The 16866-nt window shown below is 43.1% G+C and carries 16 protein-coding genes and 1 pseudogene; 11 read left to right on the top strand and 6 right to left on the bottom strand.

The window, feature by feature from the left end; genetic code table 11:
• Window positions 1-315 precede the first annotated feature (315 nt).
• Complete coding sequence (locus CDG76_RS25605; protein ID WP_094351704.1) at window positions 316-678, top strand: phage holin family protein; 363 nt, start codon at window positions 316-318, stop codon at window positions 676-678.
• A 132-nt stretch (window positions 679-810) separates the two neighbouring features.
• Here CDG76_RS25605 and psb29 read toward each other — a convergent pair whose 3' ends face one another.
• Complete coding sequence (gene psb29 / locus CDG76_RS25600; protein ID WP_094351703.1) at window positions 811-1518, bottom strand: photosystem II biogenesis protein Psp29; 708 nt, start codon at window positions 1516-1518, stop codon at window positions 811-813.
• A gap of 209 nt (window positions 1519-1727) precedes the next feature.
• On the opposite strand from psb29, the gene CDG76_RS25595 reads away from it, so the two are divergent.
• A complete protein-coding gene (locus tag CDG76_RS25595; protein WP_094351702.1) occupies window positions 1728-2333 on the top strand; it encodes a chromophore lyase CpcT/CpeT in 606 nt (201 codons plus the stop codon).
• Window positions 2334-2396: 63 nt separating this feature from the next.
• On the opposite strand, the gene CDG76_RS25590 is transcribed toward CDG76_RS25595, so the two are convergent.
• Window positions 2397-2765 (bottom strand): STAS domain-containing protein, encoded by a 369-nt coding sequence (locus CDG76_RS25590; protein WP_094351701.1) that lies wholly within the window; start codon window positions 2763-2765, stop codon window positions 2397-2399.
• Window positions 2766-3033: 268 nt separating this feature from the next.
• On the bottom strand, window positions 3034-4074 hold the full coding sequence (hemF, locus tag CDG76_RS25585) for an oxygen-dependent coproporphyrinogen oxidase (RefSeq protein WP_094351700.1): 1041 nt from the start codon (window positions 4072-4074) through the stop codon (window positions 3034-3036).
• 450 nt (window positions 4075-4524) lie between these two features.
• Between hemF and CDG76_RS25580 the strand changes: the two are divergent.
• A pseudogene (locus CDG76_RS25580) lies at window positions 4525-4938 on the top strand (SRPBCC family protein); the annotation flags it as partial.
• Here the strand turns inward: CDG76_RS25580 and CDG76_RS25575 are convergent.
• Window positions 4884-5054 (bottom strand): NAD(P)H dehydrogenase subunit NdhS, encoded by a 171-nt coding sequence (locus CDG76_RS25575; RefSeq protein ID WP_094351817.1) that lies wholly within the window; start codon window positions 5052-5054, stop codon window positions 4884-4886. The pseudogene CDG76_RS25580 and the gene CDG76_RS25575 overlap by 55 nt on opposite strands.
• A gap of 243 nt (window positions 5055-5297) precedes the next feature.
• Here CDG76_RS25575 and CDG76_RS25570 point away from each other — a divergent pair, with 243 nt between their 5' ends.
• The 7 genes from CDG76_RS25570 to CDG76_RS25540 all read left to right on the top strand — a co-directional run bounded on the left by CDG76_RS25570 (window position 5298) and on the right by CDG76_RS25540 (window position 14182).
• Window positions 5298-6368, top strand: a complete 1071-nt coding sequence (locus CDG76_RS25570) for an Mrp/NBP35 family ATP-binding protein (RefSeq protein ID WP_094351699.1) — start codon at window positions 5298-5300, stop codon at window positions 6366-6368.
• Between the two features lie 180 nt (window positions 6369-6548).
• Entirely contained in the window at window positions 6549-7862 is a 1314-nt protein-coding gene (rodA, locus tag CDG76_RS25565; RefSeq protein ID WP_094351698.1) for a rod shape-determining protein RodA, read from the top strand.
• Between the two features lie 95 nt (window positions 7863-7957).
• Entirely contained in the window at window positions 7958-8155 is a 198-nt protein-coding gene (locus CDG76_RS25560) for an NAD(P)H dehydrogenase subunit NdhS (RefSeq protein ID WP_094351697.1), read from the top strand.
• A 120-nt stretch (window positions 8156-8275) separates the two neighbouring features.
• Window positions 8276-8932, top strand: a complete 657-nt coding sequence (locus CDG76_RS25555; protein ID WP_094351696.1) for an HAS-barrel domain-containing protein — start codon at window positions 8276-8278, stop codon at window positions 8930-8932.
• 149 nt (window positions 8933-9081) lie between these two features.
• The gene (locus tag CDG76_RS25550) at window positions 9082-11220 is read left to right on the top strand and encodes a cation:proton antiporter domain-containing protein (RefSeq protein ID WP_094351695.1); all 2139 of its coding nucleotides are present in this window, start codon (window positions 9082-9084) and stop codon (window positions 11218-11220) included.
• A gap of 470 nt (window positions 11221-11690) precedes the next feature.
• Complete coding sequence (locus CDG76_RS25545) at window positions 11691-12641, top strand: UDP-glucuronic acid decarboxylase family protein (RefSeq protein WP_094351694.1); 951 nt, start codon at window positions 11691-11693, stop codon at window positions 12639-12641.
• A gap of 149 nt (window positions 12642-12790) precedes the next feature.
• Window positions 12791-14182 (top strand): UDP-glucose dehydrogenase family protein, encoded by a 1392-nt coding sequence (locus CDG76_RS25540; protein WP_094351693.1) that lies wholly within the window; start codon window positions 12791-12793, stop codon window positions 14180-14182.
• 176 nt (window positions 14183-14358) lie between these two features.
• On the opposite strand, the gene CDG76_RS25535 is transcribed toward CDG76_RS25540, so the two are convergent.
• The gene (locus CDG76_RS25535) at window positions 14359-15153 is read right to left on the bottom strand and encodes an LmeA family phospholipid-binding protein (RefSeq protein ID WP_190240982.1); all 795 of its coding nucleotides are present in this window, start codon (window positions 15151-15153) and stop codon (window positions 14359-14361) included.
• A gap of 368 nt (window positions 15154-15521) precedes the next feature.
• Between CDG76_RS25535 and CDG76_RS25530 the strand changes: the two genes are divergently transcribed.
• Window positions 15522-15782, top strand: coding sequence for a hypothetical protein (locus tag CDG76_RS25530; RefSeq protein ID WP_094351691.1), 261 nt, complete (start codon window positions 15522-15524; stop codon window positions 15780-15782).
• Between the two features lie 46 nt (window positions 15783-15828).
• On the opposite strand, the gene CDG76_RS25525 is transcribed toward CDG76_RS25530, so the two are convergent.
• Entirely contained in the window at window positions 15829-16791 is a 963-nt protein-coding gene (locus CDG76_RS25525) for an aldo/keto reductase (protein WP_094351690.1), read from the bottom strand.
• Window positions 16792-16866 lie beyond the last annotated feature (75 nt).

Genomic DNA, 16866 nt, shown 5'->3' with positions numbered 1-16866 from the left:
ACTCAAGCACTCAGCACTGGCTCAAACTCATCACTCCCCACTTCCCCTTCAAGCCTTTTCCCAAACCTAAAGATATATAGAATAAATCTTAGCTAGATAAAAAAAAACTGCTAATTTACAAATAATTGGTTGAGCTTTAAAGATTTTTCCACCTATAGACTGAGCAATTTATCACCAATTACCATCCACATTTCATACCAAATTGGGGAAGGATGTCCAAATAGGTTAACAGATTGAAAAGCGCTTGTATCAAGCGTCTTTCAGTGTGTCCTAATTACGAATTACAAATTACTAATTAGTATCAGGGGTTGTGGCATGAATATCGTGACGCTTTTAATTGTTTGGCTAGTAACAGCTATCAGCTTGTTAATAATTAGTAAGTTGCCTTTGGGAGTTGAAATTGATACTCCTGGTAAAGCGTTTCTTTCTGCCGCAGTGCTTGGTATCGTGACGGCAATAGTCAGACCGATTTTAAGTCTCATTTTTGCAGTACCAAACCTACTCACTTTGGAATTATTATCCGGCATTTTCACATTTATGATTGCCGTGGTTTGTTTTAGTATTGCTGCTTGGTTAGTAGAGGGCTTTCGCTTGCGTTACGGGATTTGGAGTGCTGTTATTGGGGCATTTACGCTGACTATAATTAACAGCTTAATCTACAAAATATTGGGCGTTTAAAGCTAAGAGTTAGGAGTTAGGAGTGATGAGTTATTAGTAACTCTAAACTCTGGCAATTTTAGATTTTTAATTTTGGATTAAAGTAAAAATCTAAAATCTAAAATTGAATAACTCCCATCTCCTAACTCTTAACTATTCGTTAGAACTTGGGGGAGCAACTGGGGTAGTTGATTGTTGTTTACGTTGCTCGCGTTTTTTGCGATCGGCTGAGAGGATATCTGCCATCACTACTAGCGCTTGCGCCATTTTATCTAGGTTAGAACGGTATAACTCCAAATCCTTGTTGAGTTTGTCATCGGACAGGTGCAAACCAGCAGCGATCGCTTTTAGCGCCTCAGTGAGTTGCTTTTCGTCTTTGACTAATTCGGGATCTGACTGTTCTAATAACGAAAATACACCAATTGCGAACAAACGGTTGTATTTAAAGTTAGGATTATTGGCGATCGCTTGTAGGGCTGCTTGCAAGTCAGCATCTCTATCTAGGTAAGTAGTTTGGCCCAGCCACCCAATTAAATCTTTAACTGGCAAACCTTTAGCTACAGCTTGCAATCTCTGGGCATCCTGTCGATATTGTTGCGGATCTTTTTCTATAGCCTGACATAAGGCGTTAAAAATTGATTCTTGATCCCGTTCTGGTTGATAGCCTTCCATGAAGCGATCAAAAGTAGTGACGACACCCAAGGCATAAATTGGATTGTAGCTAAAATCGATATTTACTGACAGCAGATGCATTTCCACCATCAATTCTTCTACTACCCGACGATAAATAGTGTTGATCGGACGGGTGTGAAGATTGTAGAAAGTTCGCTTTGTATCAGAGACTGTACGGACGTTATTCACAAAGAAAAAAGAAATGTTAAGGGCGACGTATCTTTATTTTCTCGCTTAAAGGCTACTTTGCCAAGTTGAGCTTTTAGCGGGTGACGGTTTCATTTACAATATATACACATTAGAAGTATTTTATAAACTGATAGCTACAGGAGATCAGACCTTTTCTCCTAAAAAACTAGCCAAAAATTATTATCCTTAATGATTTATTTATTGTAATTATGAACTTCTCGCCACAGTTAATTGCTTTAGGTGAGTACTTAGCTGGTAAATTTGATAATCGGGAACAAGCCATAGCAGAACCAGTTTGGTATGTCCACCTGTGCCTGTGGCAAAGACCAGTTAATCTGTTCGCAGAAGATAGTATCACCTTATTTGCCGAACAGGCTAACGTTATTACCTTAGATCAACCTTATCGCCAGCGAATTATCCGGTTGCGTCAAAGCAGCGACTCTGACGCAACTGTGGAAGTTCAATATTATATGCCTCAAGATCCAGGTGCATTAAAAGGCGCAGGTGATAATCCTGCTCTACTAAACACACTGACATCCGAACAATTAGATTTACTACCAGGTTGTATCCTAACAGTTACTCAGGAGAAACTACCTGGCGATCGCTATAACTTTACCGCTACCCCACTACCAGAGACTAGTTGTAGCTTTACTTATCTTGGCAATAGCATCCATGTTTCTTTAGGTTTTGCAGCTACAGCGACAGAATTTCACAGCTACGACAAAGGAATTGATCCCGCAACTGGAAAAGCAACCTGGGGAGCGATTATGGGGCCTTATCGCTACACCAAACGAAATCAGTATTCAATAAGATAAAGTTATGAGTTATGAGTTCTTGAGTTATGAATTAACTCTTCACTCTTAACTTCCAACTCTTTTTTAGCTGGCAATGCTACGAGGTACACCTTCTAAAGCTTCCTCTTCTGTTTCAAAGATTTCAAAAACAGTATCCATCATCGTCACTTCAAACACGAGTTTGGCTTCTGGGTGTACATTACAGATGCGGAAACTGCCTTTGACTTTATCAGCATCACGCATTCCAGCTACCAAAGACGTAAGACCAGAACTATCAATAAAATTTACCTGAGCCAGATTTACAACTACATGGCGACTGAGTTTGGAAATACACTCTTGTAACTTCAGACGAAATTGCCAAGCCGTGGTGATATCCAGACGGCCTGATGGTGTCAAGACGATAACGGTGTTTCCGTCTTGGGTTGTATAAGTTTTTTGGTCTATATGAATCACTAAAGCCCTCCCCGTGGCATTCCTTTTAAGATTAACTAGTGACAGAATTTTCTAATGCTGTCACTTGAGATTAACAAGCTATAGCTAAATTTGTCACCTTTTTCGGCTAAGTGCTTAACTTTAGTAGTTATAACTCACCAAAATAGTGGGGAGTGGGGAGATGAGGGAAATGAGACAGCGGGGGAAGATCGCTTTCTTATAACTCCTAACTCCTAACTCCTAACTCAGCACGGGCTAAACCCTAGCTATCCGCTAACAGCACTCACAACTATTTGGGTGTCCAATTAATCCAATCTTGAGGTTTAAGGAAAGTTTCATACAACTCGGCTTCAGGGGAATTGGGTTCCGGTTGATAGCCGTATTCCCAGCGCACTAGGGGAGGTAGGGACATGAGAATTGATTCGGTGCGTCCATTGGTTTGCAGACCAAAAATAGTGCCTCGGTCATAAACCAAGTTAAATTCTACATAACGTCCCCGACGGTAGAGTTGAAAATTCCGTTGGCGATCGCCATACTCTATCCCATTGCGCCGTTCTACAATTGGTACGTAGGCTGGTAAAAATGCTCTGCCACAGTCTTGCACAAAGCCAAACAAATCTTCCCAATTGCGGGTTGCTGGTGTTCCCACTTGGTTGCTATAAATCGCCGCTTCCCCATTGGGATTTGGCCCGCGATATAAAGCACCCTGTCCATCTTGGTAATCAAAAAACAGACCACCGACACCCCGTGTCTCATCACGATGCTTGAGGTAGAAATATTCATCACACCACTTCTTAAACACTGGGTAATATTCTGGGTGGTGTTGGTCGCAAGCCTGTTTTAACGTTTTGTGTAGATGTGCCGCATCTTCAGCAAAGGGGTAATAAGGTGTCAAGTCAAGACCGCCACCAAACCACCACACTGGCCCCGCTTCAAAGTAGCGATAATTGAGATGAACTGTGGGCACATAAGGATTGCGAGGATGTAATACCATTGAAGTGCCTGTGGCATAAAAATCATGCCCTGCGGCTTCAGGGCGTTGGGTTAAAATTGAGGGTGGCAAATGGGAACCCTGAACTTCAGAAAAATTTACACCTGCTTGTTCAAATATTGCACCATCTCGCAGCACGCGCGATCGCCCTCCCCCTCCTTCTGGGCGTTCCCAACTATCTTCATTAAATTTAGCCACACCATCTAGTTTTGCCAATGATTCGGTAATTTCGTCTTGCAGTTGTTTCATAAACTGACTGACCCTAATCTGGGCGTCAGCTGCGGGCAAAGACTTGGATGATTCTGCTTCTACAGTTGGTATTTGCGAGTTGGTCAACATAGATTCCCGAACCTAAATTACAATTTCCAGAAAGCCACAAATTTTTAATTTTAAAATTTGGGGGAAACACGCGCCAACAATCTAGCTCTATTTGCCCAACCCGCTTTTTTCTTCCTGGGTTAAGCATTTATCCGATTGATGGGCATCACTAGAGTTATTTTCCCTCAAATGCGTATAGGCTTGTATATTGAATTAGTTTTTTTTGAAATTCTTAATTGGAATATTCTGGTATAAAGACTAAATTTTAGTCTTAAGCTTGAGGTATCAACGATTTGACTGGCCCACTCAGAAATTTTTTGCCATATTGCTGATGTTGGCTGTTAGGGTCTGTATCGAATCGGGGCTTGCTATGTTTAGGGCATTTTTGAGAAAGTTTTAATTTAGCAGTAAAGCGTAGTTGCACACCATACCAGAGTTACCAGAAAGTGTCTAGGGAGGAGGATTAGGAAAATGCAAGGTTGGTTATCCAAATTCATCCACCGCAAACGTCGTCGGTTTTGCGCTTCTCTGGTGTGGACGTATCGAGAGATTAGTTCTGCTTCTGTAGATGAACTGTGGCAAAAAGTGGTTGACTTAACAGATGTTTCCTGGCATCCACAACTTAAGAGTACTAATGTCCCCCGTGGATTAGTACCCAAACCAGGATTAATTTTTCAAGCTGTAACACGCTTTTCACCGATACCCATCAGAATTTTTGTGGAACGCGTCAATCCCAGAGAGATGTTGAGTATCCGAGTGATGGCGATTCCTGGAATAGAAGAACGGGTAACTTACCAAGTAGAATCAACAGTTTGTGGTACTTGTTTATCTTATTCTGTAACTCTACGGGGTTGGTTATCGCCCCTGATTTGGTCTTTATCCCAGTTACCACCTTCAAATAATACGGCTACTTTGCCATCACTCACGCGTTGCACGAGTCCTTCGTAGCGATAATAGGTATCTGCGGGATTCTTGACGCGAACAGTTGCTCCAGGCAGAATCNCTGGGGACTGGGGACTGGGGACTGGGGACTGGGGACTGGGGACTGGGGATGAAGAAGAATTTTTGACAATGCCCAATGCCCAAAGAAAGTTAAGATTCAATTAGGTAATAATGCTATTTGCTAAGTTTTATCACGGCAGTAACAGTGATAAAACTTAGCTGACCTTACTTAAGGAGGCATCCAGTTAATAGCTAAGATGTTTCCCACAAGTGTATTTATTCATTTTGAATTTTGAATTTTTATGTACGATGTCCTCGATTCCCGCTCTGTCTTAGAAATTTTGCGACCAGTTGAAGACCCAGAACTCCGCAAAAGTCTGGTAGAACTGAATATGATTCGCAACGTAAAAATTGACGGTGGTAAGGTTAGTTTTACTTTAGTATTAACCACTCCTGCCTGTCCTTTACGTGAATTTATTGTTGAAGACTGTCAGAAAGCTGTCAAAAAACTCCCAGGCGTTACCGATGTCAGCATAGAAGTGACGGCAGAGACACCGCAACAAAAAAGTTTACCTGACCGCACTGGCATTTCTGGAGTCAAAAATATCATTGCTGTTTCCAGCGGCAAAGGTGGCGTTGGTAAAAGTACAGTTGCAGTGAATGTAGCAGTGGCTCTAGCCCAAACTGGGGCGAAAGTCGGCTTGCTAGATGCTGATATTTACGGCCCCAATGACCCCACCATGCTGGGTCTGGCTGATGCCCAAATTGTAGTGCGTTCCACTGAAACAGGTGACATCCTGGAACCTGCTTTTAATCACGGCGTCAAATTAGTTTCAATGGGCTTTTTGATTGACCGAGATCAACCAGTAATTTGGCGGGGGCCTATGCTCAATGGTGTAATTCGTCAGTTTCTCTATCAAGTTGAATGGGGAGAACTGGATTATTTGATTGTAGATATGCCACCAGGAACCGGAGATGCTCAGTTAACTTTAACCCAAGCAGTGCCGATGGCAGGGGCAGTAATTGTCACCACACCGCAAAACGTAGCTCTGTTAGATTCTCGCAAGGGATTGCGGATGTTCCAGCAGATGAATGTTCCGGTATTGGGGATCGTAGAAAATATGAGCTATTTTATCCCCCCCGATCAACCAGATAAGCAATATGACATCTTTGGTTCCGGTGGTGGCTCAAAAACCGCTGCTGAATTGGGAGTGCCACTGTTGGGGTGCGTACCGCTAGAGATTTCCACGCGAGTTGGTGGTGATAGTGGTGTGCCAATAGTTGTTGGTGAGCCAGATTCAGCTTCAGCAAAAGCATTAACAGCGATCGCTCTTACTATTGCTGGTAAAGTATCAGTTGCTGCTTTAACATAATTAATTTTAATTTCTATCTACTTCCTGGGCTATCTCCTGGGAATACTAGGGACTGGGGATTGGGGAGTGGGGAAGAAGCAGGAGAGCAAGGGAGAAGAATTTTCCCCTCTGCACCCTGCTCCCCGCCCCTCTGCCTCTTTTCAATTCCCAACAATTAAAGCTAAAGTCTAAACTGGCACAATGTTGTTAAAACGATCGCTCCCCAAAATTCGCTGGAAGTCTTGGGTTAAGCCCTGGCAGGGTGTAGATTGGCTACTTTTTTGTTTGCCGATAGTTATCAGTATCTTTGGCGGTCTGATGATTCTCAGTACGGAACTGAAGCAGCCCGTAACTGACTGGTGGTGGCACTGGATGGTAGCGGGTATCGGTGTGCTTATAGCTCTGTTGTTATCTCGCATCCGTTACGAACTCTTGATGCAGTGGCACTGGGTAACTTATTCATTAACGAACTTCAGTTTAATCGCCGTGATGATTGCTGGTACTAGCGCCAAAGGGGCACAACGGTGGATTAGTATCGCCGGCTTTAACGTGCAACCCTCAGAATTTGCCAAAGTCGGCATGATTATCACATTAGCAGCCTTGCTACACAGGCGGACTGCTTCTAGCCTCGAAGGTGTTTTCCGCGTTTTGGCAATCACCGCTATACCTTGGGGATTAGTATTTTTGCAGCCAGATTTAGCAACATCAATGGTATTTGGTGCGATCGTCTTAGGAATGCTTTACTGGGCAAATGCTAACCCAGGCTGGTTAATTCTGATGATTTCTCCGGTGGTTGCTGCCATTTTGTTTAGTATATCTTGGCCTTTAACAGAGCCGATAGTTTTATTCAAAGAACTATCTTTTGGCCCATTAGGATTAATTTGGTCAGTTGCAATGGCTATTGTGGGCTGGCAAACTCTTCCCTGGCGTCGATTTGGTTTAGGTGCTATCGGTGCATGGACTCTCAATATACTGGGTGGCGAATTAGGAGTCTTCGCTTGGAACCATGTTTTGAAAGAGTATCAAAAAGACCGCCTAACTGTATTCATGAATCCCGATCACGATCCACTAGGCGCCGGTTATCACTTAATCCAATCTCGCATTGCTATTGGTGCTGGTGAAATCTGGGGATGGGGTCTGTTCAAGGGGCCCATGACACAACTGAATTTTGTACCAGAACAGCATACAGACTTTATTTTCTCCGCAGTGGGGGAAGAATTTGGTTTTGTCGGTTGTTTGTTAGTGCTGTTTGTCTTCTGCTTAATTTGCTTGCGTCTACTGCATGTTGCCCAAACCGCCAAAGATAACTTTGGTTCTTTGTTGGCTATTGGCGTTTTGTCCATGATTGTGTTTCAGCTGATTGTCAACATTGGCATGACTGTTGGTTTAGCACCTGTGGCAGGAATTCCCCTACCTTGGATGAGTTATGGGCGTTCTGCGATGCTGACTAACTTCATTTCCTTGGGAATAGTAGAATCGGTAGCAAATTTTCGACAAAGGCAGAAGTATTATTGATTCGTCATTAGTCATTTGTCCTTTGCTAATAACTAATGACAAATGACTATTAACAAGTATTAAGCTATTAAAAGGAAACAAGCGAGGCTAAAAAAATGATTCTGCCTGGAGCAACTGTTCGCGTCAAGAATCCCGCAGATACCTATTATCGCTACGAAGGACTCGTGCAACGCGTGAGTGATGGCAAAGTAGCCGTATTATTTGAAGGTGGTAACTGGGATAAATTAGTTACCTTCCGCCTGAGCGAATTGGAACTCGTAGAAACTACCGCCGGACGTAAAAAAGCCAAATAAGACTTAGTTAGGAGTGAGAAGTTAGGAGTTAGGAGTTATGATTCCTCAACTCATAACTCCTAACTCCTAACTCTTAACTCAGCACGGGCTAAACGCCCCGCTATCGCTAACAGCACTCCCATGCGCCTCCCCTTACCACAGTTTGCCACTGGCGATCGCCATCCGAACCACATTGCGGAGGTGATTGAAACTACTAGTACTGAATTTTTAGCTCAGTGTTTGGAACCGGAAGATTTAAGCTTTCCCTCAATGCCACCCTTTGGTAGTTGGGTCTGTTCTGTAGATGAAGAATCTGGCAATCAAATTTATGCGGTAGTGTATTATGCCACCACTATGCCCATAGATTCCGTACACCGAGCGAGAGCATTAGGTTTGTCCTTGCAAGACTTACGGGAGGAACAACCCCAAATATTTGCCATGCTCCGCACAGAATTCCGGGCTGCGATCGTGGGATTTGAACTATCTTCGCAAAATCAAAGTTATAACCAAAGAGTGTATCAGTATCTTCCACCCCGTCCCCCGCAAATTCATCAAGCTGTTTATCGATGTGAACCAGAAGCTATCATTAAATTTACTGAAGAACTAGATTTTTTACGGACACTGCTGTGTATCAATGGTGCGCCAATCGAGTCTTTAGCCGCAGCTGCCATTCGAGATGTATACCAGTTACGCAAAGCTGACCGACAATGGCTAATTAAAGCTGGACGTAGCTTAAGTGTGCTACTGAAAGATGACTACGATCGCTTACGGTTCATTTTGAGTCAAATCCACCCGTAGGTAGTTAATTCTTAAATAATTGCCTAGTTACTGTAAATTAAGAAGATTTTTGATTTTTCGTCAGGTGGCTTCTCTATTTATTCATATTGATCGGGCGATCGCCCCCAAGGTAATCGCTGTTTTACCATAGCCCCTTCAATTCCTAATATATGGAACTAATATCACAAGTTCTTGTTCTGGAACCAACTTCTCAAGTTCTTGGCAAAGAACCAATTGTTCCCTTTGCTATTTTGCTGATGGTCATCTTAGTTATACCCATCATGTTTGAGCGGCTAAGATTACCAGGATTAGTGGGTTTGGTTTTCTCAGGGCTAGTACTTGGGCCTTCGGGTTGGAATCTTTTTCAGTCTGACTCACCGATGATTAACCTACTCTCAGACATTGGGTTAATTTATTTGCTGTTTGTCGCCGGGCTAGAAATTGATCTAGAACAGTTTCGCCGGAAAAAAAGTCGTGCCTTTGGGTTTGCTAGCTTGACTTTCAGTGTACCCCTAGTCATGGGAACATTAGTAGGTCTGATTTTAGGCTATGGCTGGAATACTTCAATCTTAATTGGCTCTTTATTCGGTTCCTATACCCTTTTGGCATACCCCATAATCAGCCGTTTGGGAGTGGTAAACAACGAAGCTGTTACTGTCACCATTGGAGCTACGATTTTTACAAACATTGGTGCAGTACTGATATTAGCCATTTGTGTAGCTGTCTCTCATGCTGGAGCATTCAGCTTTGCGAAACTACTTACTTTGTCGGGTTGGTTAATTATTTACTCTGTGGCCGTTGTGACAGGCTTTGATTGGGCAGGCAAAGAATTTTTCAAACGGTCTGGAGACGATGAAGGAAACAAGTTTTTGTTTGTATTGCTTTCTGTGTTTCTGGCAGCTGTGGGCGCTCAATTGATTGGGGTAGAAAAAATTGTTGGTGCTTTTTTAGCGGGTTTGGCGGTGAATGAAGCTGTGGGTGAAGGCCCAGTCAAAGAAAAGGTGGTCTTTATTGGCAGTGTGCTGTTCATTCCCATCTTCTTTGTTGACCTTGGCTTACTGATCGATTTACCCGCCTTTGTGAATAATCTGAACACAGTCAAGTTAACGCTGTTGATCGTAGTTGGTTTGATTATCAGTAAATTGATCGCAGCTTTGTTGACAAAACTGGTTTACCGCTATAAATGGCAAGAAATGCTAACGATGTGGTCGCTGTCACTTCCCCAGGTTGGTACAACGTTAGCAGCAACGTTAGTGGGATATCAGGCTGGGTTGCTGCCAGTAGAAGTATTACACAGTGTGATTGTCTTAATGCTCGTCACATCAACCTTGGGGCCGTTGATAACCAGTCGAATAGCTGTTGGTTTGAATTCCCCACCAGATGAAGATCCAGCACCACCTCTAGCTGAGGAGAACACATCAGAAACAGACAGTGCTTTTACTATAGTCGTGCCTATATATAATCCTCAGACCCAGCAGTATTTGATTGAAATGGCAGCATTATTAGCGCGTCAGTCTCATGGCAAAATTATACCCCTGGCGATCGCTACTGCTGCTGCTCACATGGATGCACCCCAGTTAGAAGCGTCTCTACAACGGAGTGAGTGGTTATTGAATAAAGCCACGATACAAAGTCGAACCTTGAGCGTAGCCGCAGAACCAATGCTGCGAATCGATGATGCCTTTGCTCAAGGAATTAGCAGAGCGGCTCGCGAACAAAAGGCTAATTTAATTGTTATGGGTTGGGGTAAACGGACTGGGTTACGAGCGCGTTTATTTGGGAATGTGATTGATGGTGTGCTTTGGGCATCTCATTGTCCAGTAGCAGTGACACGTCTAGTAGAATCACCGAAAAAAATTCAGCGGATCTTAGTACCAATCGAAAATTTAACAGCACCGACATTACAACCTGTACAATTTGCCCAGATGCTAGCAGAGGCAAATCAGAGCCACATTACTGTGCTGAATGTGTGCGATCGCCGCACTAGTTCTAGTAAAATTGCTTGGAGGCGATCGCATCTCTCCCTATTGGTATCTAAATTGGCTTTAGCCAATGCCCCAGAAATTCAAATTATTGCTCACGAAAATGTTGCCCAAGCAATTTTGCAGGCAGCAAGATTATATGATTTAGTAGTTTTACCTTTTATACGTAATCGTACCAGTCCTGGAGGGTTAGCCATTAGCGATGTCACAACCCAGCTAGCCAGACAACTCACCTGCTCAATTATCATGCTTGGAGAACCGCAACGCACTCAAAGCACAAATTTAATTATGTCTACTACGGTTAGCAGCATTACATCTGCTGTATGATGTAAGGCAGAATACAGTTCAAGTAATTGGACTTTGGCTGCGTTAACGTAGTCCGCCGGAGGCATCAAATTTCCGAAACATATTGGCAATAAATGAATCGGCTGTAGGGATTTACATCTGTATTATTTGCATATATTTGTAGCGCGAGTGTCAACCCGATCTCGACTAATTTTTGGTATCCAATTAAAAACGTAATAGCCGTAAAAATACTTTATATTTTTGAAGATTTGATAAAGAACGGCTGAACAACAAACAATTTTTAAACAATTTTTGTTATTTTGCTAATTGAATTCTTAAGAAAACAGGTAAAAATATAACAAAACTACAACCGTGAAAAAATAGGTAAGTTCAACAACAATTTTTGATTGAGCCTTGTTATTTTTTTTTGTTTTGTATTTTTGTACCCAAGCTGGGTAATCTAAAAGTAAGTGCAATAGCTACTGAAAATATTTGTAAGTAACTGGGAAACTATGAGAATTTTGGTGACGGGCGGTGCTGGGTTTATTGGTTCCCATCTCATCGACCGACTAATGGCTGCTGGGCATGAAATAATATGCTTGGATAATTTTTACACTGGTCATAAACGCAACATTTTGAAATGGTTAGGCCATCCGTACTTCGAATTGATCCGTCACGATATTACCGAACCAATTCGGTTAGAAGTGGATCAAATTTATCATTTAGCTTGTCCTGCTTCACCAGTACATTACCAGTACAACCCAGTTAAAACCGTTAAAACTAACGTGATGGGAACACTGAATATGTTGGGGCTAGCTAAACGTGTGAAAGCAAGGTTTTTCTTAGCTTCTACTAGTGAAGTATACGGAGATCCAGAAGTTCATCCCCAAACTGAAGAGTATAGAGGTAGCGTCAATCCCATTGGAATACGTTCATGCTATGACGAAGGTAAAAGAATTGCTGAGACTCTAGCATTTGATTACTACAGGCAAAATAAAGTTGATATTCGAGTTGTGCGGATATTCAACACCTACGGGCCGAGAATGTTAGAAAATGATGGTCGGGTGGTGAGCAACTTTATAGTTCAAGCCTTGCAGGGTAATCCTTTAACCGTGTACGGTGATGGTTCGCAAACTCGTAGTTTCTGCTACGTTTCCGATTTGGTAGAAGGATTCATCCGCCTAATGAATAGCGACTACATTGGCCCAATGAACCTAGGCAATCCTGGTGAATACACGATTTTACAATTGGCACAAACAGTGCAAAATATGATCAATCCAGATGCGCAGATTAAGTTCGAGGCACTACCTTCGGACGATCCCCGACGTCGCCAGCCGGATATCACAAAGGCAAAAAATTGGTTAAATTGGGAACCTACCATTCCTCTGCAAGAAGGTTTAAAACTAACAATAGAAGATTTTCGCGATCGCATTCAAAGCGATGTCAATAATTCAACCACCTGAGTTACGTCTAGCGTCGCTCTAAATTTTCATGCAAGCTAACCCCATCGGTAGCTAGTATATTTAGTTGCTGAGTTTTACCAAATGTGTAAGTGTAAAATTGAGAACTTCTTTTTGAAGATTAAGCCCAAATTAAGTGAGGAGTTAAATAAATGCGTGTTTGCGTGATTGGTACTGGTTACGTTGGTTTAGTTACAGGCGCTTGCTTGGCTCATATTGGGCATGATGTAATTTGCGTAGACAACAACGAAGAAAAAGTTAAGTTAATGAAGTCTGGGCAGTCTCCAATTTTTGAGCCGGGACTCTCAGAAATTATGCAGTCTGCCATTCAAACAGAGAAGATTCATTTTACTAGCGATCTTGCTGCTGGAGTTTCCCACGGAGAAATTCTGTTTATTGCTGTGGGAACGCCACCTTTACCCACTGGTGAAAGTGATACTCGTTACGTCGAAGCTGTAGCCCGTGGGATTGGGGAAAATCTCAACGGTGGTTATAAAGTCATAGTGAATAAATCTACAGTACCCATTGGCTCAGGTGACTGGGTACGGATGCTTGTTCTAGATGGTGTTGCAGAGCGGCAGAAAACACTGGTACCCGCAGGTGGAGTGCCGAGTGATGAGAAATTATCTGAATTTGTAGCCGAGTTTGATGTAGTCAGCAATCCAGAGTTTTTGCGCGAAGGTTCGGCAGTTCACGACACCTTTAACCCCGATCGCATCGTACTAGGAGGCAATAGCCAAAGAGCAGTAGCCTTAATGCAACAACTGTATGCCCCGATTGTGGAACGCAAGTACGCTGAGGATCAATCTTTACCTCCAGTGCCAATTCTGGCAACAGACCTGAGTTCGGCGGAGATGATCAAATACGCCGCTAATGCCTTTTTAGCCACTAAGATTAGTTTTATTAACGAAGTTGCTAATATTTGCGATCGCGTTGGTGCTGATGTCACCCAAGTAGCCAAAGGTATCGGTCTAGATTCCCGCATTGGTAACAAGTTTTTACAAGCTGGTATTGGTTGGGGTGGTTCTTGTTTTCCCAAAGATGTCTCCGCTCTGATTCACACTGCTGATGATTATGGTTATGAAGCCCAGCTACTGAAATCCGCTGTCAGTGTCAACGAACGTCAGCGGTTGATTGCTTTGGAAAAACTCCAACAAGTTCTGAAAATTCTCAAAGGCAAAACAGTCGGACTACTCGGACTGACCTTCAAGCCAGATACCGACGACTTGCGAGACGCCCCAGCACTCATCCTAATTGAGCAGCTAAACCGACTGGGAGCCAAAGTCAAAGCCTACGACCCCATTATTTCCCAAACAGGTATGCGTCATGGTCTTTCTGGGGTGTTAGTAGAAACCGATGCTGAAAGACTAGCTGATGGCTGTGATGCTTTAGTACTCGTCACCGAATGGCAGCAATTCAGCACTCTGGATTATGTGAAGATGGCGAAACTGATGGCCCACCCCGTTATCATCGATGGTCGTAACTTCCTCGACCCCGAAGCAATGATCCGCGCTGGATTTCAATATGTAGGCGTGGGAAGATAGAAAGTTAGGAGTTAGGAGTTAGGAGTGACAAATAAAAATTAATTACAATCTATAATTAACAACTCCTAACTCCTTTCAAAACCTAAAGATTTAAACATACCGCCTAGATGATTCTAGGCGGTATTTAATTTGTTTAAAGCTTCATTTTACATTAACTTTTTGCGTGTAATCTTGCATCAAGCGCTATGTGGAATACGTTCAATTTCAGCATATCCACTGAAAATAATTTTTTGACCTTCAGTTTCTAATCGGTTGAGACGCATTTTGACTCCATCAAGGTCAAAACGATCCAAATCGACCATATTATCTAAAATTTCTACCAGCGCTACGCTCAAGGTTTGCGAGATTTCCCGTTGTGCTTCTGGCACTTGGTCAAGTTGAATATTCGGATCTTTGAAAGAAACTCGCCGCCGTCTTTCAATGCCTACAGTTAAAATCATGCTCAGGGGTACGAGTTCGCCATTATTTAAATCTGCTTTTGCTACAAGCTGTAAGCGATTTTCTGGCAATAGCTGTATCTGGACATCTGTAAAGGAGACTGGTTCACCGCCAGATAATTCTGTCAGTGATGGTACGGTGAGGTTAAGCAGGCGCTTTTTCACCAGTTCCGCATTAAAGGCTTGGTTTATGCCTGCTTCTGATAATATGACTTGAGCGATCGCTTGAGTGGGCTGCTTAAGGCTAAGTTTGCCACTTAAAACCGAGCCGAAGTCAATGGCCACCGCATCAGTTTCAAACGACATCTCCTCAACCGCGAAATCTCTCCGAATCACTAAGCCACGACCGCTCATTTTAAAGCTGTCAATGCTGCCTTGCAAGAGCTTGCTGGAGGGGTAGCAGCGCACAAAGACTTCTACTGACTCGCTTTGGGTAAACAGGTGGCGAATCGTTTGGCTGGCGACTGTGTTGAGCATCCGCTCTCCCCAATCTGTGCCTTTAGGATCTTGTAAACCAGTAAGTCCGCCGAACATGTGGTTTTGGGTCTCTAGAAGTTCTTTGTACTTTTGTAACAAATCATGAAGAATACAGCAAGCGATCCCGTGATTAATTGTGCTGATGGATAAGCATAGGATAGCTGATGGTTGATGAGTTAATGTATTAAATATTACTAATTAAAGTCAAGTAGGAAGAAAGTCGCAGCATTCATGACAATAGTAATCATACGCTAAAGTTTTATGGAGTAATATCATGTCCGTATAATTAGTTATGATTTCCACAGTCATTGCACCCCACCCCCAGCCCCTCCCGAAGAGCGGGGAGGGGTTCTTCAGGTTTAATAAGTAATCTAGCGGACATGATATAACGGGTTGAGAGTAAACACCCGACTTTTGGGTGTTAAGTGCGACTTTTAACCAAGTCGCGATGCGATCGCTTGCCCAATAAATATATAGCTAGCGATCGCTCCACAGCTTTTATAATCTTAAATTCATTAATAAAGTTGCTAGAATCAGATGATTATGTACCAGTGATTCTAGTCTGGATTGGTCATAATCGCGCACTCCGAGCCAGAGAGAATAGTTTTAAAAGTTACTGGCGGGATGCTTGGGTAAAAATAAATTTTGCTAGGGAGCGAATGAAACCAGAAAGATATCAGCGGTAGCATAGTCGATGTGTGAAGTTCCTCCACGGACAACACTAAAAAAGCATTATGCTGACATCAATTGCTGGATACGCTGTGGTTCTTCTCCTAGCCAATCTGGATTTTGGGCAGTGCTGTCGAAGATTGATGAGGTTTTGAACGGCTCAAACTCGCCGCTTGATGCCGCTTCTGCCGTTTTTGCTAAGAGCGATCGCACCTGCTCATCATTCATTGGCTGGAACGTCCGCACTGCTTCAAAAGCTTGCTCTAGAATTTCCATGCTGTCAATTCCGGTAATCACAACCGATGTCGGCAGATTCAAAGCATAGTGTAAACATTCAATTGGTGTTACAGTTTTTGACCGTAAAAGAATACCGTTTGCCAAGCTTTTCATTCCCAGAACGCCGATGTTTTGTTTAACTAGCTCTGGCACAACCAGCTTTTCAAAGCTTCGGTAGTGGGCATCCATCACATTGAGAGGCATCTGCACTGTATCAAATTTAAACCCATTAGTGGCTGCAACTTCCAGCATGTGCAGATGAACATAGGGGTCTTTATGCCCAGTAAAACCTATATATCGAAGTTTGCCAGCTTCCCGTGCCTCAATCAAGGCAGCATTCGCCCCTTCTTCGTGAAAAACTCGATGCGGGTCTTCGTGCCGCAGGATTTCGTGGTGCTGAACCAGATCGATGCAATCAACTTGCAAGCGTTGGAGTGATTCGTCTAGCTGTTTTGCTGCTACTTTTTTAGAGCGACCATCGATTTTCGTCATCAGGAACACTTTATCTCGATAGCGATCGCGCAGCGCTTTGCCCATACGAATTTCGCTGACTCCACCGTTGTAATCCCAACTGTTATCCATAAAGGTGATGCCGCGATCGATAGCTGTTCTCACAATGCGGATAGCCAGTTGCTCATCAACGTGCTTCAAGGCGATGTGCCAACCACCCAATCCGATGGCGGAAACTTTCTCTCCTGTACTACCGAGTACTCGATATTGCATTTCTGAATTTGACGTAGTTCCTGACATGTGTTCTCCAAGTCTTTCAGCTATTACTCAAGTACATATAGCCATCTGCCAATTCAAACACAAGGCAAAGCTGAC

Source organism: Nostoc sp. 'Peltigera membranacea cyanobiont' 210A (assembly GCF_002246015.1).
Taxonomy (GTDB): domain Bacteria; phylum Cyanobacteriota; class Cyanobacteriia; order Cyanobacteriales; family Nostocaceae; genus Nostoc.
Note: the sequence above shows the minus strand (reverse complement) of the source record. Positions and strands in the feature narration are given on the sequence as shown.

Excerpts from the sequence above, each read along its gene's own strand:
- CDG76_RS25605 (WP_094351704.1), top strand. The coding sequence starts at position 316 with ATGAATATCGTGACGCTTTTAATTGTTTGGCTAGTAACAGCTATCAGC.
- CDG76_RS25595 (WP_094351702.1), top strand. The coding sequence starts at position 1,728 with ATGAACTTCTCGCCACAGTTAATTGCTTTAGGTGAGTACTTAGCTGGT.
- hemF (WP_094351700.1), bottom strand. The coding sequence starts at position 4,074 with ATGTTGACCAACTCGCAAATACCAACTGTAGAAGCAGAATCATCCAAG.
- CDG76_RS25570 (WP_094351699.1), top strand. The coding sequence starts at position 5,298 with ATGTACGATGTCCTCGATTCCCGCTCTGTCTTAGAAATTTTGCGACCA.
- rodA (WP_094351698.1), top strand. The coding sequence starts at position 6,549 with ATGTTGTTAAAACGATCGCTCCCCAAAATTCGCTGGAAGTCTTGGGTT.
- CDG76_RS25560 (WP_094351697.1), top strand. The coding sequence starts at position 7,958 with ATGATTCTGCCTGGAGCAACTGTTCGCGTCAAGAATCCCGCAGATACC.
- CDG76_RS25555 (WP_094351696.1), top strand. The coding sequence starts at position 8,276 with ATGCGCCTCCCCTTACCACAGTTTGCCACTGGCGATCGCCATCCGAAC.
- CDG76_RS25550 (WP_094351695.1), top strand. The coding sequence starts at position 9,082 with ATGGAACTAATATCACAAGTTCTTGTTCTGGAACCAACTTCTCAAGTT.
- CDG76_RS25545 (WP_094351694.1), top strand. The coding sequence starts at position 11,691 with ATGAGAATTTTGGTGACGGGCGGTGCTGGGTTTATTGGTTCCCATCTC.
- CDG76_RS25540 (WP_094351693.1), top strand. The coding sequence starts at position 12,791 with ATGCGTGTTTGCGTGATTGGTACTGGTTACGTTGGTTTAGTTACAGGC.
- CDG76_RS25535 (WP_190240982.1), bottom strand. The coding sequence starts at position 15,153 with ATGTTCGGCGGACTTACTGGTTTACAAGATCCTAAAGGCACAGATTGG.
- CDG76_RS25525 (WP_094351690.1), bottom strand. The coding sequence starts at position 16,791 with ATGTCAGGAACTACGTCAAATTCAGAAATGCAATATCGAGTACTCGGT.